Below are 22,621 nucleotides of genomic sequence, written 5' to 3' on the forward strand. Positions count from 1 at the left end.
CGACCCGCAGAACCTGCTCGATCGGTACCGTCCGGGAGCACGCTCTAAAGCGCGCTCGAAGAAGGGTCAGCCATGGATCACTTCGACACGATCGTGATCGGCGCCGGAGCTGGGGGTCGAAGTCTCCACACGATGGAGGTGCCTGCGCCATCCAGCCAGGAGACCTCGACGTGCTTGACGCAACCCCTACGACGGCTTTCGTCTGACCTCATCTGACCACGACTTGTCGGCTCAAGAGCATGGCACGGGACACGGTGACCCGGGAGTTGGCGCACGAGCCGCTGGGCTGTCGTCCCAAGGTCCTCGAGGTTACGATCCGCCGCACCGGTGCATCGACTGCGGGCGCGTGTGGCGACACACCAGGCGTGGTGTCCAGTACGTCACCGTCGTCATCGACCTCACGCGATCCGTGAGGGAACCGGCCCCGCGCGCCCGCTCGACATGGTAGACGGCCGCTCCAAACAGGCGTTCAAGGACTGGCTGGCCGAGCGACCCACGGCTTGGCGCGAAACCGTGGAGGTGGTCGCGATGGACGGGTTCACCGGATTCAAGACTGCCGCCGCCGACGAGCTCCCCGAGGCGGTCGTGGTCATGGATCCCTTCCACGTGGCGCGCCTGGCCGGCAAGGCGCTCGATGAGTGCCGGCGTCGGGGCCAGCAGGCCATCCGTGGCCACCGCGGCCGTACCGGTCTGTAGAGGGCACGTCAAACGAATAGGCAACTCTGCCCGGAAGCATCGATTCCTGTGCCCACCATAAGGTGGCTGCATGACGGATGCAGAGGTCGCGACCGCGTACTCAAAGAGAGCTGCCGAGTACACTGCAAGATTTGGGTCGGTCGAGTCAGCTCATCCAGCTGACCGGAAGCTCGTAGCTGACTGGGTCGCACCTCTGGTGGGGCCAGTGCTGGATGTGGGATGCGGGCCCGGCCATTGGACCAAGTTCCTCGCGGACCAAGGGGCGGCGGTCGAAGGAATCGATTTGGTGCCGGCTTTCATCAAGCAAGCAGAAGCATCCTTTCCCGGCATCCCATTCCGTGTCGCCTCCCTCACGAGTCTCGTCTGTTTGAAGGAGACGAAATCGCGAGATTTCCACATGCGGTGACGCCTGCGTACTCCTGGCCCGTGGGAGACCTCAGCAGGATCCTTAGTGCAGCCGGCTTCGAAACCATGTCCCATCAGCGACGAACTGATCCTGGTCATCGGCCGCACGCCGCTAGCAGTGCACGCCTGAGCCATTAATAAGAGACAGCAACCGGAGGAATGCGGGCAGGCGAAAGGTAAGCCGAAACTACAACAAAGCTTGGGCTGACCTGTAACCGGAAAAGGCGCCGGCCTGGGCCGAATCGGCCGTGGACCAATCCTCGCGTGATGTGATCCAGTCAACAGAAACCCGTTCTGGCCGAATACTGCACCGGGACTCCGGTGAGCCCCTCAGATTCCCCGCCACGACGCGGATCCTGGGGGCATAGGGCCTGTTGTGGGGGTGGATTTGCGGTGGGGGTTGGGTGGGTGTATTGTTTTCTAAGTCGCCGCGAGGGGAACAGCGAAGAGCTGGTTACCGCGGGCGGCCAAACCNCGTCGAAGTCAGGCAGCGGTTCCTGCGCGAACATCCCGGCCACGCGCTGGACGGCTGGCCGCTGCAGGCCGATTGAATTCTTACAAGAGCGACAACTCACGACTTGCTAATGTGGGGCAACCTCAAAGCAAAGGAGAGCCCCGTGGGCAAGGTGGTCATGTACAGCTCGGCGTCGGTGGACGGCTTCATCGCGGACGAGAACGACCAGCCCGGACCCTGTTCGACTGGTTGTCCAGCGGTGACGTCCCGTTAGACGAGAGCGGCGAGTTGAAGGTGTCGCAGAGGTCCTACGACTACACCCGGCCGTACTGGGACCAGATCGGGGCGACAATCGTCGGCCGTCATGTCTTCGACATGACAGACGGCTGGGACGGGAAGCCTCCGGGCGGGGTCGACCACGTGGTCGTCGTGACGCACCGGCCGAAGCCCGAGGGCTGGGACCCCGAGGCGCCGTTGCACTTCGTCGACGGCGTCGAGGCAGCCGTGGCCAAGGCGCAGGAGCTCGCGGGTGACCGCATCGTCGAGGTCGGCGCTGGCGACGTCGGTGGCCAGGTGCTTGCCGCGGGCCTGGTCGACGAGGTGCGCATGGATGTCGTACCCGTCGTGTTCGGGTCCGGCAAGCGCTACTTCGGGTCGGTCCACGCACAGCACCTGTTGGAGGATCCCGACGTGGTGATTCAGGGCAACCGGGTGCTTCACCTGCGCTATCGGGTGCGCCGTTGACCGATCTGAGCGGGTACGCGAAGAAGTCCACTGCGAACGGTGTCACAAGATCGGGCCTCCGGCTGCGGTTGCGCATCGCTGCCCCGGGACCGACGCGCCAGCCAACATCCAGCCAGCGATTACACCCTCAACTGTGAAGAGCCCGGAAACCCGCGGGAAGTGAGAGAGCGTCGACTGTGGCGGATGCTGGAGCCGCGTAGAGTTGGCGTCCATGGAGAACCTTTTCAGCCACGCGGACGACGCCCTCCCCGCTTCAGTTGATCCCGCAGAGAACCTTGAACCTGTCATCTGCACTGTCACTGTGCCGGGGCCGGTGGCGCAGGCGTTCGCCGGCTTCACGGATCACACGCACTTGTGGTGGCCGCTGGATTCACACGGTGTGTACGGCGCAGGATCTTACGTTGAGTTTGAAGAGAACCTCATCGTGGAGACAGCTGACGACGGCAGGACCGCCGTCTGGGGTTCCATAGATGACTGGCAGCCGCCGCTTTCCTTCCACGCGTCCTGGCATCCTGGGACCACCGCTATCTGGTCCACCGAGCTGCGAGTCGCGTTCAGGGCCGTGGAATCCGGGACCGAGCTGCGCCTGGTCCACAACGGCTGGGAAGGTGCGGAGGATCCTGCCGCAGCCCGCGCCGACTATGCTGCCGGCTGGCCGAAGGTGCTGGACCGTTTCGCGAGGTTCATGGGCGGGGAAGCTTAGGCCTGACGGCCGGCCCTGAATAGCAGTTTGGGACGGACCCAGCTCAGAATGGACTGATGGGCACGGTCAGGCCGGCGGGACGGCCGTGCTGTTCCGGACGAGGAACTCCGTAGGGTACTCCCGGTCGGTGGCCGCTGCTGACGGTGGCGTGCCCTTGGCAGGCCGCCTCGCGCCGGCGTCGATCGTTTCCAACAGCATGCGCGCCGCCAGGGCGCCTTGGCCGCGCGCATCCTGGTTGATGGTGGTCAGCCCAAAGACCTCGCCCAGTTCATGCCCGTCCATGCCGATCACGGAGAGATCCTGCGGCACGCGCAGGCCGAAATCGCGGGCGGCGAGGATGGCCCCGATCGCCATCTCATCGGAGGCTGCAAAAACCGCGGTGGGCCGCCCGGCTGCGGAGGCCAGGAGATTACGGGCACACACGTAGGCGCCCTGGATAGTGAAGTCCGCGAACACTACCCATTCGGGGCGGACAGCATGCCCCGCAGCCTCCATGGCTGCCTCAAAGCCGGCGCGGCGTATCCCGGGGAGTTTGAAGTCCTGGTTCAATTCGGCATCGCCGGTGATGTGTGCGATACGCGTGTGGCCCAGCCCGATGAGATGCTCGGTGGCTGTCCTGGCCAGGCGGGCGTCATCAATCCTGATAGTGGATGCACCGGCCAGGGCACCGCCGATGCCGACGATCGGACGGTGGATTGCCAAGAGCTGTTTGATTTCTGACTCGCTCAGGACCAGCGCCACAGCGATGACCGCATCCAGCCGCTTGCGGACCAGGAAGTCGTTCAGGACGCTGTGCCGGCGTTCCGGCCGGTCGCCCACGTTGTACAGGGTGAGGTCGTAGCCGGCGTCGAGCAAGGTGCCGGACACGCCCTCCACCACGGACGAGAAGTACCAGCGGTGGATGGACGGGACCACCAGCCCCACGTTGTGGTTACGGCCTGAGGCCAGGCTGGACGCGTGGTATGACGGGACGAAGCCCAGTTCGTCGGCTGCCGCCTTTGCCAGCTGCCGGCTCTTGGCCGACACGTTCGCCTTGCCGCTGAGCGCCCGCGACACAGTGGCGATCGACAGCCCGGCGCGGTCGGCAACGTCCTTGATGCCCGCAAGTCCCACTATGCCGCGTCGCCTCCGCCAACCCGCAGCCACACCGTTTCCCCGGACGCCAGGAAGTGGGTTGCGTCAGAGCCAGAGCCAGAGCCAGAGTCAGAGCCGGCGCTGCGGACGAGGACGCTGCCTGCCGGCATCTCCAGGGGTTCGTGGTTGAGGTTCATGAGCACCAGCGTATCGCCGTTCAGGTACGCCAGTGACGAACCGCTGCACCAGTCCTCGGCCCAAGCCAGTGACCCGCGGCCCAAACCCAGTTCGCGGCGCACCGCCAGCATTTTCCGGTACAGGGAAAGATGCGACGACGGCGATGCGGCCTGTGCGTCCCGTGCCAGGTCCGCGAAGCTCGCCGGCAAGGGAAGCCAGGGGTCCTGGCCGGAGCCAAAGCCCAGGTGCCGTTCTGTGCTGCGCCACGGGAGGGGAACCCGGCAGCCGTCGCGGCCCAGCCGGGCCCCTCCGGTGCGTGCGAACGTGGGATCCTGCCGCAGGTGCTCCGGAATATCGATGCCGTCCGGCAGCCCAAGCTCCTCACCCTGGTACAGGTAGGCGGCGCCGGGCAGTCCCAGCATAAACAGGGAGGCGGCGGCTGCGCGCCGGCGGCCCAGGGCTGTATCCGGCTGCGGATCGGCCGCACCGATGCCGTCGCCATCGCGCGGACCGGACCCGTTGTAACCAAAGCGGCTGGAATGCCGGACCACGTCGTGGTTGGAGAGCACCCAGGTGCTGGTGGCTCCTACTGCGTCCAGGGCAGTCAGCGAGTCCGTAATAACACTGCGCATCCGGTAAACGTCCAGCCCGGCGTGCAGGTAGGGGAAGTTGAAGGCCTGGTGCATTTCATCGGACCGGACCCAGTCGGCGAGGCGGGGGAGCGGGTCAACGTTGGCTTCTGCACACAGAATGCGGTCCGGCCCGTACCCGTCCAGGATCAGGCGCCAGGCCCGGAAGATGTCGTGCAGGGCCGGCTGGCCGAACATCGGAGCCTCATGACCGGGGAAGCCGTCCGAGCTGCCGCCGTCGGCCCGGCCGCCCCAGGCGGGCAGGCCCGGGGCCTTGACCAAAGCGTGGGCGACGTCCACCCGGAAGCCGGAGACCCCGCGGTCCAGCCAGAAACGGAGCACTCGCTCAAATTCGGCGTGCACGGCCGGGTTGTCCCAGTTGAAGTCCGGCTGGGAGGAATCAAACAGGTGCAGGTACCACTGGTCCGGCTGGCCGTCCGGCCCCGTGACCCGGGTCCAGGCCGGACCGCCGAAATGGGACTGCCAGTTGTTGGGCGGTTCGTGGCCTTCAGGCCCCGTCCCGTCCCGGAAGATGAACATGTCGCGCTCCGGGCTCCCTGCCGGGGAGGCGAGGGCTGCCTGGAAGGCAACGTGCTGGTCCGAGCAGTGGTTGGGAACCAGGTCCACGATGACCCGCAACCCCAGCCGGTTGGCCTCGGCAATCATGACGTCGAAGTCACGCAGGGTGCCGAAGATCGGATCCACGTCGCAGTAATCGCTGACGTCATAGCCGGCGTCGCGCTGCGGGGATTTGTAGAAGGGGGACAGCCAGACGGCGTCCACATCCAGCTCGGCCAGTTGCGGCAGTTCCGCGGTAATCCCGGCGAGATCGCCGATGCCGTCGCCGTTGAGGTCCCGGAAGGACCGCGGGTACACCTGGTAGATGACGGCGGAGCGCCACCAGCCGGGGGCGTTGTCGGCATCGTGGATGAGGGTCAGCGGACCTGCCAGCGGAGCTGCGGTGGTGATCATGGAATCAACAGACATGCTGATCAGCCTAGTTGAGCAGCGTCATGATATGGAAACGCTTCCAGCATGTATTTGCAGATGCAATTCGGTGTTCTAGGAGAAATGGGTCTGATCTGTGGAAACGCTTGCAGCAGCCCGGGATTGTGACGCGTTTGCGACGTCGTGGCCCGCCTAGACTGAGGAAGAACGACAACGACGACGGAACGGGAGGCTGCGTGGGCAGCTTGGTTGAAGAGCTGGTGGGCGCCCTCGGGTCAGGGCAGGTCAGTACCGAAGAGGAGTTGCTCGCGAGGTATGCCGTGGACCAGGCCCCCATCACGGATTTCCAGCTCCCCGAGGCGGTGGTCTTCGCCGGGTCTGTGGCGGACGTGCAGGCCGTGGTCAGGCTGTGTGCGGCCCTCAACGTCGCCGTCGTGGCCCGCGGAGCCGGAACAGGCGTGTCTGGCGGTGCGCACGCGAGCAGGAACTGCGTAGTCCTGTCCTTGGAACGGATGAACCGCATTCTTGACCTCAACCCGGACGACGAGACCGCCGTCGTCGAACCCGGCGTGGTCAACGCTGCCCTCAACGAGGCCGCCGCAGTGCATGGCCTGATGTACGCGCCGGATCCGGCGAGCTTCCGTTCCTCCACGATCGGCGGCAACGTTGCCACGAATGCCGGGGGACTGCGCTGCGCCAAGTACGGCGTAACCCGGGACTCAGTGTTGGCGCTGGATGTGGTGCTGGCTGACGGGTCCCTGATCCACACCGGCCACCAGACATTCAAGGGCGTAGCGGGCTACGACCTGACGGGACTGTTTGTGGGCTCTGAGGGCACTCTGGGGATCGTGGTGGGGGCGACCGTCCGGCTCAAGTACCTGCCCCGTGACGTGCACACCATCGCCGCGTTCTACCCGGACTTCAGGCAGGCCGCTGCCGGCGTCCTGGCGGTGGGCCGGGCCCGCGTGCAGCCGGCCATCATGGAACTGCTCGACGGCGGGACGCTTGCCCAGCTGGACGATCTCCACGGCTCCGACCTGAGCTCCCGCGGTCGTTCGCTGCTCCTGATCCAGACCGACGGGTTCGGGGCAGCGGCGGAGGCCGACGTCGTGCGTTCTGTCCTAGCCGCCGGCGGGGCAACGGTGAGCACGGAATCCACGGCGGAAGCCGAGCAGCTCGTGGAGCTCCGCCGGAACAGCCGGGGCGTGGAAGTGGATGACGAATACCGTGTGGGCGAGGACGTGGCCGTGCCGCGCTCACGCCTGGTGGATTACGTGGCGGCGTTGGAAGACCTCGCGGCAACACATGGTGTGAGCCTCAAGGTGGTGGCGCATGCGGGCGACGGCAACCTGCATCCCACGTTCTGGATCGACCGCCAGGACAGTGCGGTGGACGCTGACGCCATGGCCCGGCTGAACTTTGCCCTGGACGCCTCCATTGAGGCTGCGCTCGAAATGGGCGGGACCATCACCGGCGAGCACGGGATCGGGCAGTACAAACTGCGCTGGCTCGGCCTGGAGCAGGCGGAACCCGTCAGGGAGCTCCAGCGCAGGGTCAAGGAACTCTTTGACCCGGCTGGCATCCTGAACCCGGGCAAGGCTATCTAAAGGCCGCCACCTGCCACGAAACTAGGTAGCAGTAACTGTCGTTTTGAGCGCTCATAACGACAGTTACTGCTACCTAGTTGGGGGTGTGTTAACACAGTTGTGCAGCCACCGCGGCCCGGCACCGGCTCCCGGTCCGCGTCAGTCGTCGACGTCAGGGTACTCTTCGATGGATTCGTCGGCGCCATAGCGGGAGGACTCCTCGGTTTCCACTTCGAGGATCTTCAGCATCGCAGTATCCGGGTTAAGCATGATGGCGGCTTCGTCCCGGCGGTGGCGCAGGACGGACTCGATGTAGGACTGCACTGCCTCGGCGAGCGGAATGTGGCGGGCCTGCTCCTCGGACATGTACCAGCGGTGCTCCAGCACCTCGTGGACTGCCTCCGCCGGCTCAAGCTTGCGGGACAGGTCGCGGGGGATCGAACGCACGATCGGCTCGAAGACCTGGCTGACCCACAGGTGCGCGCTGTATTCCTCGTCCATCCCCGGGTTGTTGTCCGCCCGGAAGGAGTCCATGTCATTGAGCAGGCGCCGGGCCTGGTTCTCCTGGGCGTCCAGTCCGGTCAGCCGCAGCAGCCGGCGCTGGTGGTGTCCGGCGTCGACCACCTTGGGCTGGAGCTGGATGGTGGAACCATTCTGGGTGGTCTTGATGGCGTATTCCTCGACGTCGAACCCGAGCTCGTTGAGCTTCCGGATCCGGGCGGCCACGCGCCAGCGTTCGCCGATCTCGAAGGATTCCTTCTCGGTCAGTTCCGTCCACAGGCGCCGGTAGCTCTCCATGATGAGTTCGCTGGTGGCCACCGGGTCCACCTTTTCCTCGATCAGGCCGCCGTCCAGGAGGTCCATCAGCTCGCCGGCGATGTTGACTCGGGCAATCTCGAGATCGTACTCGCGCTGGCCGGTGGAAAGATCGGGATACAGCTCGCCGGTTTCGGCGTCCACCAGGTAGGCGGCGAACGCGCCCGCGTCACGGCGGAAGAGCGTATTGGAGAGCGAGACGTCGCCCCAGTAGAAGCCGATGAGGTGCAGCCGCACCATCAGCAGGGCCTGAGCATCGATGAGCCTGGTCAGTGTGTCCTTGCGCAGCATCTGCGAGAACAGGGCCCGGTACGGCATGGAGAATTTCAGGTGGCGGGTGACCAGGACGGGGTTCAAGGGCCGCCCATCCAGGGTGGTCCGGCCTGTGATGACTGCTACCGGGACAACGCACGGGACGTCCAGGCGGGCCAGCTTGCGGAGCATGTGGTACTCGTGGCGGGCCACATGCTCGGACGTTTCCTTGATGGCGATGACGGAGCCGCCCAGGTGCGCGAAACGCACAATGTGCCGCGAGATGCCGCGGGGGAGCGCTGCCAGGTTCTCGGCCGGCCAGTCCTCCAGGGCGATGTGCCAGGGTAGGTCCAGGAGTTCGGGATCCGCGGACGCCGCCGTGATGTTCAGCGAGCTGGAAGCGGCAAGGACCTTGTCATCCTTGGCGCTCGCTGCCTCGAAGCGCGGCAGTTTGCCGACCTGCGCGTAGTCCGTGGGCTCGTCGTGCCACTGTGCACTGTTTTCGTCGGTCATGGATCAATTCTTTCGTACAGAGGGGCGGCTGGCCTAAACATCGGGCTCAAACGCCGACGGCGGCCCGTCCAGTCAGGAGGGCCGCCGTCGGTTAGACGTCGAAAGGCTCGATCATCGGTGGGGACTAGTCGCCCAGGCGCAGACCGGTCTTGGTGTCAAACAGGTGCACGTGGCCCGACTGCGGACGGACGTAGATGGTGTCGCCCTTCAGCGGGGGACGGCGGCCGTCGACGCGTGCCACGATGTCGTGGTCCTTGCCGTCCAGCGTCGTGTGGCCGTAGACGTAGGCGTCGGCACCGAGTTCTTCAACAACGTCGACCTCGACCTGGAGACCCTCACCGTGAGAGGCCTGCTCAAGGTCCTCGGGGCGGCTGCCCAGGGTGACGGTGCTGCCGTGGGCCTCTTCGAGAATGTTGCGCGGCACGGGGTAAACCGTTCCGCCGAACTGAACGCCGCCGTCGACCACGGGCAGTTCGAGCAGGTTCATGGCGGGGGAGCCGATGAAGCCGGCAACAAAGACGTTCTTGGGCTTGTCGTAGAGGTTGCGCGGGGTGTCAACCTGCATCAGCAGGCCGTCCTTCAGCACAGCCACGCGGTCACCCATGGTCATGGCCTCGACCTGGTCGTGGGTGACGTAAACGGTGGTGACGCCGAGGCGGCGGGTCAGGGATGCGATCTGCGTACGCGTCTGGACACGGAGCTTGGCGTCCAGGTTGGAAAGCGGCTCATCCATGAGGAACACCTGCGGGTTACGCACGATGGCGCGGCCCATGGCAACACGCTGGCGCTGGCCACCGGAGAGTGCCTTCGGCTTGCGGTCCAGGTACGGCTCGAGGTCAAGAAGCTTGGCGGCCTCACGGACACGCTCGGCGCGCTCTTCCTTGGAGACGCCGGCGATCTTCAGCGCAAAGCCCATGTTGTCTGCAACCGTCATGTGCGGGTACAGCGCGTAGTTCTGGAAAACCATCGCGATGTCGCGGTCCTTCGGCGGAACATCGGTGACATCGCGGTCGCCAATAAGAATCCGGCCGGCGTTGACGTCCTCAAGGCCTGCGAGCATGCGCAAGGAGGTGGACTTACCGCAACCGGAGGGTCCTACGAGGACCAGAAATTCGCCATCGGCGATTTCGATGTTGAGCTTGTCAACAGCGGGCTTCTCTGTGCCCGGGTACAGACGCGTAGCGTTATCAAAAGTAACTGTAGCCACAGTTATCAATCCCTTCACCGGCAGGTACGTGCCGGACGATCCGTTGTGAATGGTTCATGTAATTCAGTTATCCACGGCATTGCAGCCGTGTACTCCCCGGCCGAAGCCGAGGAGTATTACGTGACGCCGCACGGTTCCTGTGCGCCACATCACAACCAAGAGTATGTCAGACGATTGGCGTATTGGTGCAAATGTTACGGAGGTCACATGTGAGGTTGGACATGTCCCCGAGGTTCAGTCACTGCCGGGCTCTTCTTCGGCCACCACCAGGCTCCGTTCCTGCAGGAGCGCTTCGAGCAGTTCGGCCACGTGGGCCGGTGCTTCCACCCGGAACTCGGCCTGGGTGAAGTCCAGGCCCACCTTGACGCCCACATCGCCGGATTCCAGGCGTGCCAGGGCGTCCTCGTCCGTGACGTCGTCGCCGGCGAAGAGGACCGCAGTGGCCCCGGTGATCTGGCGCAGGAACGTCAGGCCCTCGCCCTTGGAGGCGTTGACTACCGATGTTTCCAGGACGCGTTTCCCGTTCTTCAGGAAAACGCCCTTGCGGTCCTGGAGAACGGAACGGGCCGCAGCCACCGCGTCCTCGGCAACATCGTCCGTGGCCAGCCGGGTATGCAGGACGACGCCCGCGGGCTTATCTTCGAGGAGCGTGCCCGGTGCCTGCTCAACGATCTCCTCGAGGACGCCTCGGACTTCGGCCAGCAGCAGGCGCTGGGCCTCGTCCAGCGTCAGCTCCGCGGAGCCGGGGCCCAGCCACGCCTCGGCGCCATGGCTGCCGATCAGCAACGTGTCCACCGGGGGCGAGGCGACCGCGCGCAGGCTGGCGAGGGCCCTGCCTGAGAGGAGTGCCGTCGTCGTGCGTGGAAGGGCGGCGAGCCCGGCGAAAGCGGCGGCCGAGCGCGGAAGCGGGCGGGCGTCGTCGGCGCGGTCAACCAGCGGGGAAATGGTGCCGTCGAAATCCATGGCCACCAGCAGGTGTTCCGTCTGGGCGATGCGCCGGGCGGCCTGCCGGAGTTCAGGGGACAAGGTGAGCGGGCCCTTGGCGGGCCGGGCGTCAGGAGTCATCGCGCACAACTTTCTCGTTCAGGGCGGCCAGGAAGTCAGCTGACCAATGGTCGACGTCGTGTTCCAGGATCTGCTTGCGCATGGACCGCATGCGGCGCGCGGCGTCTTTGGGAGGCAAATCGACGGCCCGCATGATGGTGTCCTTGAGACCGTCGATATCGTGCGGGTTCATCAGGAGCGCCTGCTTGAGCTGGTCCGCGGCGCCGGCGAACTCGCTGAGGACCAGCGCGCCGTCGTTGTCCTTGCGGGCAGTGACGTATTCCTTGGCCACGAGGTTCATGCCGTCCCGCAGTGCAGTCACGAGCATGACGTCGGCGGCGAGGTACAGCGCCACCATCTCCTCCACGGGGTAGCTGTGGTGCAGGTAGCGGACCGCCGTGTTCTGGATGGTGTCGTAGGTGCCGTTGATGTGGCCGACCGTGCCTTCGATCTCCTCGCGCAGGAGGCGGTACTGCTCAACCCGTTCGCGGCTGGGGCTGGCAACCTGGATCAGCGTAGCGTCGCCGACCGTCAGCTTGCCTTCGTTCAGGAGTTCCTCGAACGCCTTGAGCCGGTGCCGGATGCCCTTGGTGTAATCGAGCCGGTCCACGCCCAGGAGGATGGTTTTGGGGTTGCCGAGATCCTGGCGGATCTGGCGTGCACGCTCGATGATCTCGGGGTTGTGGGCCAGCTCGTTGATCTGGGCTACGTCGATGGAAATGGGGAAGGCCTGGGCCCTGGCGATGTGCGTGATTTCGCCGTCCTTCCCTTTCACATGCACCTGCTGCTGCTTGACGCTGGCGCCGAGGAACCGGCGGGCGGAGCGCATGAAGTTGCCGGCGTCGCTGGGGCGCTGGAAGCCCACGAGGTCTGCACCCATCAGGCCGTCAATGATGGCATGCCGCCACGGCAGCTGGGCGAAGATTTCCGGCGGGGGGAAGGGGATGTGGTTGAAGAACCCGATCCGCAGGTCCGGCCGCGCTTGGCGCAGCAGCCGCGGCACCAGCTGCAGCTGGTAGTCCTGGACCCACACCGTGGCGCCCTGGCCGGCATGGCGTACGACGGCGTCGGCGAACCTTTGGTTGACCCTGCGGTAGGCGTCCCACCAGGTTCTGTGGAACTCCGGCGGGGCGATGACGTCGTGGTATAGGGGCCACAGGGTGGCGTTGGAGAAACCCTCGTAGTAGAGCTCAACGTCGTCGTTGCTCAGCTGGACGGGCACGAGGTCCATGCCGCCGTGGCTGAAAGGCTCGACGGTTTCGTCCGGGGCGCCGTGCCAACCCACCCACGCGCCGTCGGTCTTGGTCATCATGGGTGCGAGGGCAGTCACGAGGCCGCCGGGGGAGCGGCGCCAGCCGGAGCCGTCGTCGCCGCTCTCACCTGGCGCGCAGCGGTCAACGGGCAGCCTGTTGGAGACAACCATAAAATCGTACGTGGCGGCCGTGCTGTGGCTGCTCGCGGCGGCGCCGGTTGCAGGTACAGCTGTTGGCTTTTCTTGGACGGGTGTTTGCATTGCGGCCCCCTGGGGTTGCTTGTGCCTTTAAGCCACCTTAATAGGATGGAATCTTCGGGGCTATTCGTCCGTTGGTTATTCGGGCGGAATAGTTGAAAGCGCAAGCTCTCAGGTTTGTCCCCTAAAATGGTGGAGTCGCCACAGAGTGGTCCCCCTATGTCGATCGACCCAAGGAACACATGAGCCCCGCAAATGAAATACGTAAGTCCAAGGCTGAGCGAACCTCGGAGGCGCGCGAGAAGGCACGCCTGATCCGTGAGGCGCAGCTGACGAAGGACAAGCGCAACAAGCTGCTGATCGGCTGGGGCATTGTGGTGGCCGTGGTGGCCATCCTTGTGGTGGTGGGGCTGGTGCTGACCACAACGATGCGGCAGAACGCCCCGATCGCTGACCAGGGGCCGACGCCGGCCAACGGTAACGTCAACGGTGGCATCACCTTGCTGGCCAATACCGACGTCGCGAAGCTGGAAGCAGCCACCGTTGACGCAGCCTCCGTGGGGGAGCCCCCGAAAACCGCGCCGGCTGAAGTGGTTGCCCCCGGTGCCGAAGCTGAGGCCGGAAAGCCGGTCAAGGTGGTCCTGTACGTTGACTTCATCTGCCCGGTTTGCAAGAACTTCGAGGCACAGTACAACCAGCAGCTGACGACGCTGCGCAACGACGGCAAGATCACGGTGGAATACCGGGGGCTCGGGTTCCTGGACAACCGGTCCTCCACGAACTACTCCTCCCGTGCAGCCAACGCCGCCGCGTGTGTTGTGAATGAGTCTCCGGAGAAGTACGCGGAGTTTGTGGACTCGCTGTTCGCCAACCAGCCTGCCGAAGGTACCGCCGGTCTTTCTGACGACAAGCTCAAGACCATGGCCACGGACATCGGCGCCAAGAACATTGACACGTGCATCGACGAGAAGACCTACCGCCCGTACGTGAAGTTCACAACCAAGCAGGCCGCGGCGATCGGCGTCACCGGCACGCCCACGGTGTTTGTGGACGGCCAGCAGTGGGGCAAGGGTGCCAGCGCGCAGACCCCGTTCCCTGAGTTCCTGCAGGCAGCGATCACCGCGAAGGGCTAAGTCCTACCACCCAGAGGATCTGCTTCCGGATCGATTCCGGAAGCAGGTCCTTTGTGTTGGCTCCGGTTCGCCCTTGCCGGCGTTTTTACGAGCGGGCGGACTTGGGCTAACCTTATCTAGCGCCGTTGCGGCGCACGCCCCTCGGGGGCGCGCCTCCTTAGCTCAGTTGGCCAGAGCACCGCTCTTGTAAAGCGGGGGTCGTCGGTTCGAATCCGACAGGAGGCTCCAGTTGTGGCTCTGACCTGCGGTTTTATTCCTGAGCTCGCGGCGGACAGGTGCGGATTTCGCGGAGGATTTGGACGGTTTTCGCCAGTTCTAATCCGACCGCGGGCCTGGTAAACGGCCCTGACCTGCAGTCTTACTCCAGATGTCTCTTACACTGCTTTTCGATCGCGGAGGAAGTAAGGGCCAAATCTTCGGTTCGAGTCCTCCTGCTGACCCAAGAAGGCGCTGACCTGCAGGATTACTAACGATGACGGCCCGGAAGAGGCGAGTTTCGCTCAGTGCTCACCGCTTACTCACCCTAATCAGGTGCCGGCCGGGCCGCTTGAGGATTCGCGGCGTCGCGGGGGAGTAGGTCAGCACAATAGACTCTTAGGCCGAGTACACAAGCCTCTCAGTGCCCCCTTGGAGCGGAGGCGCTAAGCAGCATTGTTCGTACATGCGGGCTTCAAGTAGGCGCTGGGGTTCCGCGACTGTCAGATTGGAATCTCAGACTCTTCACGGGGGGGGGAGTGTAGAAATCGCCTTTTGGACCCATATTCTGGCGACATTCAAGTGTCTGCCGGACTGTGACTGTTAACCCGAAATGGCGGTTAAATCACAGTTTGAATGGCGGCTTGCCGTCCCGTTGAAGGAACGTCCACCGACACGTTCATCGGACTATAGGGGGTCGACGCGAGCGGCAGAAGCTGCCGTTCGAGGACAACTAGTGTGGAGACCCGGTCACCGTCGCTCGACCGTCAGCGATGGGCCTCTGCCGGCTGGGCGGGGGACTTCCAGATCAGCCATCCCCACCACAGTTGAACCGCTCCGAACAGCGCCCCGGAGAGCACCCCGGCGACGGGAATGAAAGGTCCGCCCAGAGCCAGGTACGCAGGGCCGCTGACAGCCAGCAGCACTCCGGCCGTGCGAGGAAATACTGCCGCACGCGCGGCGGCCACTCCAATGACCGCCAGTCCGAGCACCCACCCGAGCACTAGCAGCCCGGCCCCAATAGCCAGCCACGACGTGAACATCGGCCCGTTGAGCTCCAACAACTGTGGGTCTCTGTCCGCCAGCACAGGAAAAACCAACGCTTCGAAGAAGCCAATGGCGGAACCGCCTATTGCGCCGGCGAAGGAGAACACTAATCCCACTTGCCCTAACCGGCGTAGCTGGCCGTTGTGAACCGCGACGAGGCCGGCAGCACCGATGAACGCCAATGCAAACACAAAGATGCTCGCGACATGGATGGGCTGCCACACCTCTGTATCCCGTACAACCTCATCAACGGGACGGTCAAAGATGCTTGGGTGCAAAGGCACGAGAGCAGCGGTGACTGCACCACTCACCGCAAGGGAGATGGCGGAAACGCGGACAGGCACCTGCACTACGGCCACTCCCACAGTCTACTGCGCTACCCCATAGCGGCGGCAGGTGAGCGTGGACCGAGCAGCTCATACGTACCGCCGCCACTCCGGGCACTTGGGAACGAAAAGAAGCATCAACTACCGTGCCGGAAACGACCGTATTCGCTACAAACCCGTCAGCCCCTTCAAAGAATTCTGTGGGTTTGATCGCTCCGTGGCGGCTTCCGTGATCGCTCGGTGTCACCGGCAGCGTCTACAAGAGACTGAGACCGAACCAAGCTCTCATGGGACGGCGACACGGACAGAACTATTTGTTGACCGAGTCATCGGCCCGTTCAAACAGCCCTTCCAAGAAGGCTTGCGCTGCCCTGGTACTGCCGTCTTGGAGTTGCACAGGGTACAGACCATCAAGGTGCGCCCAAATACATCCCGCTCCTGAGCCAAGTATTTGAAGTCCCTGCCTTGCTGGCAGACCTGACACCGTCGATGAGTGTACTTCGCCTTTATGCGCCCACCCTCACTAGTGCCTTAACCATTCATCGTCGCAACGGAATGTGCGCGAGTAGCATCCAGCTAACAGCTGAGGTCTAGTGCCGTCCGCGCGGCCCTGATCAATTCGTCCCCTGCGAAAGGGTTGGCGGCATTGTAGTCCGCGGGGTCCCACGATTCCGGCGGATGCGTTATTGCAATTGCTGCCTGCCGCTTGGCGTCCGCGCTGGTGAGCACCACGGTTCGGTACCCTGCCCAGTCTCCGCCGTGTCCGTAGTAGAAGCCACCGCAGATATCCACCCATCGCAGCAGTCCCATCCCGTATAGGCCGAAAGGGGCCATCTGCATCTGCTTCACCGTGGCCGGTTTCAGGAGGCGCCCCTCCATAAGGGCGGCGTAGAAGGTGTTGAGGTCGCCGAGAGTCGAGACTACGCCGCCCGCGGGGTTGCCTATCATTGCCCCTAAGTAGGCAGAGTCAAGCCGTTCGCCGTCAACCTCGACTTGGCCGTGGAGCATTGTGGGCGGGGGCGTGCCGGCGCCCGTCATTTGCGTGTTTTTCATTCCCAGGGGTTCGAACACATCGTTTCGCACGATTTCGGCCATGGGCCGGGCGCGAAGGCGCTCCACTAGAAGGCCAAGGACCAGATAGTTTGAGTTCGAGTACTCTGCGCCGCTGCCGGGTTTCAGCACCCAGGGCATGGCAGTTGTCAGCGCCAGGCTCTCGCGCAGGGTCATCTGCTGCGTCAGCGCCTGGCGGTGAACAGCTCCTCGCCATAGCTGGGTATTCCACTTTCGTGTCGTAGAAGATGTGCCACTTTGACGGTGCCTTGGGGATTGACCAGGCTGTCGAATTCGGGGAGGTGTTTGGCAACCGGATCCTCCAGCCGCACGAGGCCTTCCTCGACCAGCTTAAGAACCGAGACGGCCACCATGGATTTGGTTATGCTCGCGATGTGCGTGGGATCCGTGGCTTCAGCCGGGGTTGGGCTGCCGAAGCTACGGGCTCCGCCGGCGTGTGACCAGACTTCACCGTTTATTCGCGTCTCGATCAGGACGGCCGAGGCCCCGAGGTCCAGCATCCTCCTGCTGAAATCCTCCAGGCCGGTCTTGTACTTCACGGCGGCCTGGGTGGTCTGCTCGGGCAAAGGCGGGGCCGCGGTGCAGCCACTAAGCACCACGGCTAGGGCCGCAGCTAGAACCAGGAAACGCCGGAAGTGTGGATGGAGTTTCAGTGAAAGGGGTCTCGTGGGCTCCGACATGTCAACACGTCTCTTGTGGTCTAGAGGCGCCGGGAGCGGACGGGAAGCTGCGCCGATACCGTCCATGTTCCTCATGCCTTCCAGTGGCGTCAAGGCCGCCCGGTGCCGCGGCGAACGCACTCCTAAGCCGTTCACGGGCATCCGACCGTCGTGGCGTTGCCCATGCAATCAGTCGGTACGGCCAGGCCCTGCCCTGCCGATCGAAAGATGAAACTCGACAAGAGACTACCGGGTTAGCGATGACGCTCGCTGGAGGGGCGTGCGCCTGCTTCGTCCCATACGGTGTCTCGATAAACAAAAGCTTTTCAAGACAGCACTTTGGGCTTGGGAGGGGTTAGTGTGTGAATCGTAGCGATAAGTGGCGGTATTTTGGCAGCGCTAAATGTCACCCTTTGCAGCCCATAAGCAGCATGACTTCGGGGGGCGTCACGTTTACTTCTAGGCCGATCCCTCAAGTCCCATGCTGTCGACAGACCGTGTCTCTCGCTGCGGCGTGCACGCTCTTGGTTCATGCACGGCACGCGAAGCACGACGTTCCCGGCACGCCCGTAAGACGGTCCGCCAACGCCTCGGCGAATAGGCGCGTGAGCAGGCCACTGCGCCGCGCCACCTTTCATAGAGGTCTTCGGCAATCCTCGCGGGTGGAGTTTTCGTCCTTCACATGGGTGTACGTGGGTGCATGACGAGGTGCCTTGAGGCGGCCAGCAACACCATTGGCCTGCCCCTTTCATCGGTAAGGGCAGTCGCTCGAACGGGGCAGTGCAAGTAGCCCCCTATTTTAAGACAGGTACTTGCCTTTGTGTGGAAGCTGCTGAAATCGGCCTACGCTGAAATTAGCGTCAGCAAAGGGTTTCGAAACCACAACTCCCGGAGCGGCAGTGGTTACGACCGCTGGCTCCTCATGGCAAAAGGTATTCCCCTCTGACGCTGCTGGGAGTGTCTGGATCGATCGCAGCACACGATTGCCCTTAGTGCCGTTAGCAGGCCACCTCGGGTCCCGACGATGATCATTCATGGGAAAGATACCTTGAGTTTCGATATTAAGCGGCTGCGTCTCCGCGGCTCACAAATCCAGTTAGAAGTCCTAGGACGTCAGGGCCTGCGTGTGCGGGAGCTGCCCTTCTCGTCGGCGCTGCGCCTGCCAGGAGTCAACAAGGCGAGCTCACACAACGGACTGTCCCATTGATCTACCGGATGCCGAGCCTTGGGACGAGCCGGATGACCCGGTTCGCCGCGGTAGGAGCGATCGGAACCATCGTCAACCTTCTGGTCATGGCACTGCTCGTCCACGGCATGATCAACATTAGCTACGTGGTCGCCGCGGTCATCGCCGCCGAAATCTCGATCCTGCACAACTTCGTGCTCCAGGAGCGGTTCGTGTTCCGCGATGTGCGGGCCGGCGTCAACTCCTTGGGCAGCCGCCTCACTCAGCATCTGTTGTTCAACAACGCCGAGGCGCTGGTTCGGCTGCCTTTCCTGATCCTCTTGGTTGAGACGATGCACGTCCTGGCGCTGCTTGCCCAGGCGGTCACGCTGGCCATCGCGTTCGTCGCCCGGTTCCTCTTCGTCAGCCTGGTTATCTACCGTCCCAAACCGGTCAAGCGGGCCGCCCGCCACCGCGCACCCCGCGACCGTGTGAAGGAGGTCTCCGCATGAGCTTGCTGATCGCCTTTCTGCTGATCGGCGCCGTCCTGCTGTTCGCAGTTTGCTCAGGAACTCTGTGGTGGATGCTCCACGCGTGGCGGACTCCCGAGAACTACGAGTCAACCAACTTTCCTACAGCTGGCGTACTTAGCCGGCATTCCTTCTCGATCATCATTCCCTGCCGGGACGAACCGTATGATGTCATGGCTGCCACCGTTCAGCGGTTGCTGGACCAGACTCACCGTCGAGTCGAGATTGTGATTTCCGTGGGCGACGATGACGTGGACACGGTTGATCGCGCCCGGATGCTCGCTGCTCTGTATCCGCAGAATATCAAGGTGTCGGTCAACGGCGACCCAATCAAGAACAAGCCCCGTCAGCTCAACTCGGCGCTCCCGCTCTGCACCGGGGACATCGTCGGGATCATCGATGCTGAGTCCCTGACCGCTCCCGGGCTCCTCGCTCACATCGACGCCACCTTCCAGCTCACTGGTGCGGACATCGTCCAGGGAGCGGTTCACCTGGTCAACTACCGCAGCCGCTGGTTCACTCTGCGCAACTGCTTGGAGTACCGCATCTGGTTCCGGTCGCGCCTGCACGGGCATGCTAACTCCGGGTTCATCCCGCTGGGCGGAAACACGGTGTTCGTGTGGCGTCACCTCCTGGAACAGGTCGGCGGCTGGGATGGCGACTGTCTTGCAGAAGACTGCGAGATCGGTGTGCGGCTCTCGGTCATGGGTAAGCACACCGTGTGCGTGTACGACCCTGCGCTCACAACGCTCGAAGAGGCGCCGACCACCATCAAGACGTTCATCAAGCAGCGGACCCGGTGGAGCCTTGGCTTTATGCAGGTCCTCGCCAAGGGCGAATGGAAAAAGCTCCCCACCTGGCAGCGCCGCCTGGGCGGCTGGTGGACACTGGTCCAGCAGTACGCCATGGCACTGGCCGGAGTGCTCCTGCCTGTCGCGTTCGTGACAGCAGTCACGTTGTCACTCCCCGTGGGCATCGTCATCCTCACCTACGTGCCGCTCATCCCGCTGCTGCTGACTGTGGTCTTCGAGATCCTGGTGTTGCGCGAGTTCGGACGCGACATGAACTTCAAAATCGGGCTGCGCGACTACGTGCTCCTGATCGTCTCGACTCCCTTCTACCAGGGCATGCTCCTCTACTCCGCAGTGGCCGCTGTGCTGAAGTTCCGGCACCGGAACTTCACCTGGGACAAGACCCCACACACCGGGACGCACCTGGGCGTCGTCGCCGCCACCAGCATCATCAACGTTCGGAAACTGGGGAGCCCTGCATGACCGCGGTCCAAGGCACTAATCCCCCTACACCCGTGGCGGTAACGCGTCCTTCGGTCAAGCCGCACGCTGCGCTGCAGTGCTTCGGCTACCTGCTGCTGGGCATGCTCCCGCTGACCATGGTCCTCACCCTCGTCGCGATCCTCTACGGCGTCAATCTCCACGGATACCCGGAATTCAGCAACGACGACGAGGGTACCTACTTCGCGCAGGCATGGTCAGTCGCCCAGCACGGAGACATGGCGCACTACACGTACTGGTACGACCACCCACCAGTCGGGTGGATCCAGCTGGCTATGCTTTTCCAGCCGCTCCAATGGGTCTGGGGCGGCGAGGGCATCCCCGTCCAAACGGCAGGACGCGGCATGATGACCCTGATCGCGGTCATCTCAGCTGCGCTGATCTACAAAATCTCCCGCAACCTCGGAATGCCCAAGTCCGTTGCCCTCGTGGCTCCGCTGGTGTGGGCGCTCTCTCCCTTGACGGTCCACTACGGTCGACAGATCTTCCTGGACAACATCTCGATGGTCTGGCTGCTCGCCTGCTTCGCACTGGTCACAGGTAAACCAAAACTTCACTGCCATGTCGCCGCCGGAGCTGCATTCGGGATGGCGGTCCTGAGTAAGGAAACCGCGGCCATAGCGTTGCCCGCGATCCTGGCAACGCTATGGGTCTACGCGTGGGCTCGAACCCGCGCTTTCTCGTTTGTTGGGTTCCTTGCAACCGGAGCGTTCCTGATCAGCGGGTGGCTGCTGTTCGCGATCATCAAGAACGAACTGCTCCCCGGGCCCGGCCACGTCTCGCTCTGGGAAACCATAGTGTGGCAGCTTCACGGCCGAGGCAGCGCAGGTTTCATGTTTACCGATGGCACGGGTGCGAACAACATCCTCCAGGCGTGGCTGGGTCACGATCCGTACCTGGTCATCGCGGGGATGCTGCTGAGCGTGGTAGGGCTGTTCTTCCGACACTCACGTGGCATCGCGCTCGTTCCGCTGGTGCACCTGATCGTTGCGCTGCGCGGCGGCTACATCCCCGCGATGTACATCATCACCCCACTGCCGTTCTTCGCGTTGATCATCGTCTACCTCGCATGGAAACTCTGGCACGCCGCAAGCTTCCGATTTGGAGGAGCGATCAAGTGGCCCGGTCGTGCCGTCGTCGCAGCCTTGGTGGTTGCGTCCGTGTCCGTCATTGCTCCCTCATGGGCAGTTGCGTCTACCCGTGCTGTGACCGAGAACCAGAACGTTCCGTACCAGGAGGCACTCGCCTACGTCGAAGCAAACCTCCCACGGGACACGACAGTCCTCACCGACGACAACGTATGGAACGACCTGGTGAAGATGGGGTGGAGCGAGGACGGCTGGTCCGGCCCGCTCTGGCACTTCAAACTCGACCGGGACCCTGTGGCCCGGCGAGAGAACCTGCCCGGCGAATGGGAGGACATCGACTACATTTTCCTGGGCCGCGCCATGGAGGTGTTCGTCGGAGGCGAGATCCTCAGCAAGGAAGAGGCTCCCCTCGCCCATGCCGCTCTCTCCCACAGCGAACTCGTCAAGGCATGGGGCCCTGTCGGCCAACAGGTTCGTCTACTGAAGGTGAACCCGGACATGGGCCCGGTCGACCCGCAGTGGATGCGTATGCACCCGGACCAGGCACCGACCGCGATCATCACTCCTTGACCTCAATTCAGGCACGGCAGGCTCGCCGGCTGGATCCGCTGCGGAGTGAGAGACTTCGCCAACTGGCTCAACGACGGAGGGCACGCACGTCACTACGGTGCCCGAGATGTCATCGGAGAGTAAGGAGCCTTCGGCCCTGACAAAAGCGCTGGAGACGCGCTCCTCGTCGAGTGACATTCACTCTCAATATGGGCGCCTGCTGTCAGTTGGAAAGGTCGGGGGGTAGCGCTTCAAAAACGACCGTTCGTGAGACATCCAGGATCGTTGCTCCCAGTGTGACTGTTGGTTCGGAATGGCGGTTTCTTCACAGCTCGGTTTGGCGGTTTAGCTGATTCCGATGACGAGAGTTGAGCGTGCGGCCTCAACGACGTCGTCCGTGATCGTGTTGAGCTCGTTGATTTTCATGACCCGTTCGACCTGGGTGAAGATCCGGTCGATGAGGCGGAAGTTGCCGCGGGTGATCCGGGCGACGGCGGCGATGGCTTGGGCGTCGGTGAAGTCTTCCGGGTTCAGGGTCTGGCCGAGTTTGTGCCACCGGCGCTCCAGGACGAAGTGCAGTTCTTCCTGGGCGAGCGGACGGTACTCGTGGGCGAAGCCGACCCTGCTGTAGAGCTGTGCGTAACGGCTGAACCATTTTTCGATCCCGGGCATGCCTATGAGGATCAGGGCTATGTTGTCCCGATCGTAGCGGTCATGCAGCAGCTCCAGGGCCGTGGCGCTGAGCCGCTCGGACTCGTCTACGATGATCAGCTCCACATGCTTGCCGATGCGGGTGTGTGGTCCTGTCTTTTTGCCGATCTTTTCCAGGAGCTGGTCCACGCAGATCGATACTCGGGTGCTGATGTGC

17 protein-coding genes, 1 tRNA gene and 2 pseudogenes are annotated in these 22,621 nt (G+C 63.6%); 10 read left to right on the forward strand and 10 right to left on the reverse strand.

Annotation, left to right across the window (positions count from 1 at the left end; translation table 11 throughout):
* Window positions 1-224 precede the first annotated feature (224 nt).
* From ACX80M_RS13340 to ACX80M_RS13355, 4 genes and pseudogenes are all read left to right on the forward strand, one after another.
* Window positions 225-690, forward strand: a pseudogene (locus ACX80M_RS13340) (ISL3 family transposase); the annotation flags it as partial.
* Between the two features lie 76 nt (window positions 691-766).
* Complete coding sequence (locus ACX80M_RS13345; RefSeq protein ID WP_252603997.1) at window positions 767-1,102, forward strand: class I SAM-dependent methyltransferase; 336 nt, start codon at window positions 767-769, stop codon at window positions 1,100-1,102.
* 616 nt (window positions 1,103-1,718) lie between these two features.
* Window positions 1,719-2,299: pseudogene (locus ACX80M_RS13350) on the forward strand (dihydrofolate reductase family protein).
* Window positions 2,300-2,510: 211 nt separating this feature from the next.
* Window positions 2,511-3,002: an SRPBCC domain-containing protein gene (locus ACX80M_RS13355; RefSeq protein WP_252603925.1), complete on the forward strand. Its 492-nt coding sequence runs from the start codon at window positions 2,511-2,513 to the stop codon at window positions 3,000-3,002.
* Between the two features lie 66 nt (window positions 3,003-3,068).
* On the opposite strand, the gene ACX80M_RS13360 is transcribed toward ACX80M_RS13355, so the two are convergent.
* Both ACX80M_RS13360 and ACX80M_RS13365 read right to left on the reverse strand, forming a co-directional pair.
* Complete coding sequence (locus ACX80M_RS13360) at window positions 3,069-4,115, reverse strand: LacI family DNA-binding transcriptional regulator (protein ID WP_252603924.1); 1,047 nt, start codon at window positions 4,113-4,115, stop codon at window positions 3,069-3,071.
* Window positions 4,115-5,869, reverse strand: coding sequence for a glycoside hydrolase family 13 protein (locus ACX80M_RS13365; RefSeq protein ID WP_252611434.1), 1,755 nt, complete (start codon window positions 5,867-5,869; stop codon window positions 4,115-4,117). The genes ACX80M_RS13360 and ACX80M_RS13365 overlap by 1 nt, the downstream gene beginning before the upstream one ends.
* 197 nt (window positions 5,870-6,066) lie before the next feature.
* Here ACX80M_RS13365 and ACX80M_RS13370 point away from each other — a divergent pair, with 197 nt between their 5' ends.
* Window positions 6,067-7,437: an FAD-binding oxidoreductase gene (locus tag ACX80M_RS13370; protein ID WP_459309818.1), complete on the forward strand. Its 1,371-nt coding sequence runs from the start codon at window positions 6,067-6,069 to the stop codon at window positions 7,435-7,437.
* A 138-nt stretch (window positions 7,438-7,575) separates the two neighbouring features.
* Here ACX80M_RS13370 and ACX80M_RS13375 read toward each other — a convergent pair whose 3' ends face one another.
* The 4 genes from ACX80M_RS13375 to ACX80M_RS13390 all read right to left on the reverse strand — a co-directional run bounded on the left by ACX80M_RS13375 (window position 7,576) and on the right by ACX80M_RS13390 (window position 12,761).
* On the reverse strand, window positions 7,576-8,997 hold the full coding sequence (locus ACX80M_RS13375; protein ID WP_141139534.1) for a DUF4032 domain-containing protein: 1,422 nt from the start codon (window positions 8,995-8,997) through the stop codon (window positions 7,576-7,578).
* 124 nt (window positions 8,998-9,121) lie between these two features.
* Window positions 9,122-10,204, reverse strand: a complete 1,083-nt coding sequence (locus ACX80M_RS13380; RefSeq protein ID WP_056346563.1) for an ABC transporter ATP-binding protein — start codon at window positions 10,202-10,204, stop codon at window positions 9,122-9,124.
* A gap of 234 nt (window positions 10,205-10,438) precedes the next feature.
* On the reverse strand, window positions 10,439-11,269 hold the full coding sequence (otsB, locus tag ACX80M_RS13385; RefSeq protein ID WP_252603758.1) for a trehalose-phosphatase: 831 nt from the start codon (window positions 11,267-11,269) through the stop codon (window positions 10,439-10,441).
* Window positions 11,259-12,761, reverse strand: coding sequence for an alpha,alpha-trehalose-phosphate synthase (UDP-forming) (locus ACX80M_RS13390; RefSeq protein ID WP_056346567.1), 1,503 nt, complete (start codon window positions 12,759-12,761; stop codon window positions 11,259-11,261). Before ACX80M_RS13390 ends, otsB begins: the two co-directional genes overlap by 11 nt.
* Before the next feature lie 179 nt (window positions 12,762-12,940).
* Here ACX80M_RS13390 and ACX80M_RS13395 point away from each other — a divergent pair, with 179 nt between their 5' ends.
* Window positions 12,941-13,831, forward strand: a complete 891-nt coding sequence (locus ACX80M_RS13395; RefSeq protein ID WP_459309819.1) for a DsbA family protein — start codon at window positions 12,941-12,943, stop codon at window positions 13,829-13,831.
* Window positions 13,832-13,982: 151 nt separating this feature from the next.
* A tRNA-Thr gene (locus ACX80M_RS13400) sits at window positions 13,983-14,059 on the forward strand.
* 734 nt (window positions 14,060-14,793) lie between these two features.
* On the opposite strand, the gene ACX80M_RS13405 is transcribed toward ACX80M_RS13400, so the two are convergent.
* The 3 genes from ACX80M_RS13405 to ACX80M_RS13415 form a co-directional block, all read right to left on the reverse strand.
* Window positions 14,794-15,432 carry a hypothetical protein gene (locus tag ACX80M_RS13405; protein ID WP_459309820.1) on the reverse strand — a complete coding sequence of 213 codons (639 nt, stop codon included), beginning with the start codon at window positions 15,430-15,432 and terminating at the stop codon, window positions 14,794-14,796.
* A gap of 543 nt (window positions 15,433-15,975) precedes the next feature.
* Window positions 15,976-16,626: a serine hydrolase domain-containing protein gene (locus ACX80M_RS13410; RefSeq protein WP_459309821.1), complete on the reverse strand. Its 651-nt coding sequence runs from the start codon at window positions 16,624-16,626 to the stop codon at window positions 15,976-15,978.
* 8 nt (window positions 16,627-16,634) lie between these two features.
* Complete coding sequence (locus ACX80M_RS13415) at window positions 16,635-17,036, reverse strand: serine hydrolase domain-containing protein (protein WP_459309822.1); 402 nt, start codon at window positions 17,034-17,036, stop codon at window positions 16,635-16,637.
* A 1,332-nt stretch (window positions 17,037-18,368) separates the two neighbouring features.
* On the opposite strand from ACX80M_RS13415, the gene ACX80M_RS13420 reads away from it, so the two are divergent.
* The 3 genes from ACX80M_RS13420 to ACX80M_RS13430 are packed head-to-tail and all read left to right on the forward strand — an operon-like array spanning window position 18,369 to window position 21,774.
* Entirely contained in the window at window positions 18,369-18,806 is a 438-nt protein-coding gene (locus ACX80M_RS13420; RefSeq protein WP_459309823.1) for a GtrA family protein, read from the forward strand.
* Window positions 18,803-20,098: a glycosyltransferase gene (locus ACX80M_RS13425; RefSeq protein WP_459309824.1), complete on the forward strand. Its 1,296-nt coding sequence runs from the start codon at window positions 18,803-18,805 to the stop codon at window positions 20,096-20,098. The genes ACX80M_RS13420 and ACX80M_RS13425 overlap by 4 nt, the downstream gene beginning before the upstream one ends.
* Window positions 20,095-21,774, forward strand: coding sequence for an ArnT family glycosyltransferase (locus ACX80M_RS13430; RefSeq protein WP_459309825.1), 1,680 nt, complete (start codon window positions 20,095-20,097; stop codon window positions 21,772-21,774). Before ACX80M_RS13425 ends, ACX80M_RS13430 begins: the two co-directional genes overlap by 4 nt.
* 324 nt (window positions 21,775-22,098) lie before the next feature.
* Here ACX80M_RS13430 and ACX80M_RS13435 read toward each other — a convergent pair whose 3' ends face one another.
* Complete coding sequence (locus ACX80M_RS13435; RefSeq protein ID WP_459309826.1) at window positions 22,099-22,593, reverse strand: AAA family ATPase; 495 nt, start codon at window positions 22,591-22,593, stop codon at window positions 22,099-22,101.
* Between the last annotated feature and the right edge of the window lie 28 nt (window positions 22,594-22,621).

The sequence above is a fragment of the Pseudarthrobacter sp. MDT1-22 genome, assembly GCF_054511035.1.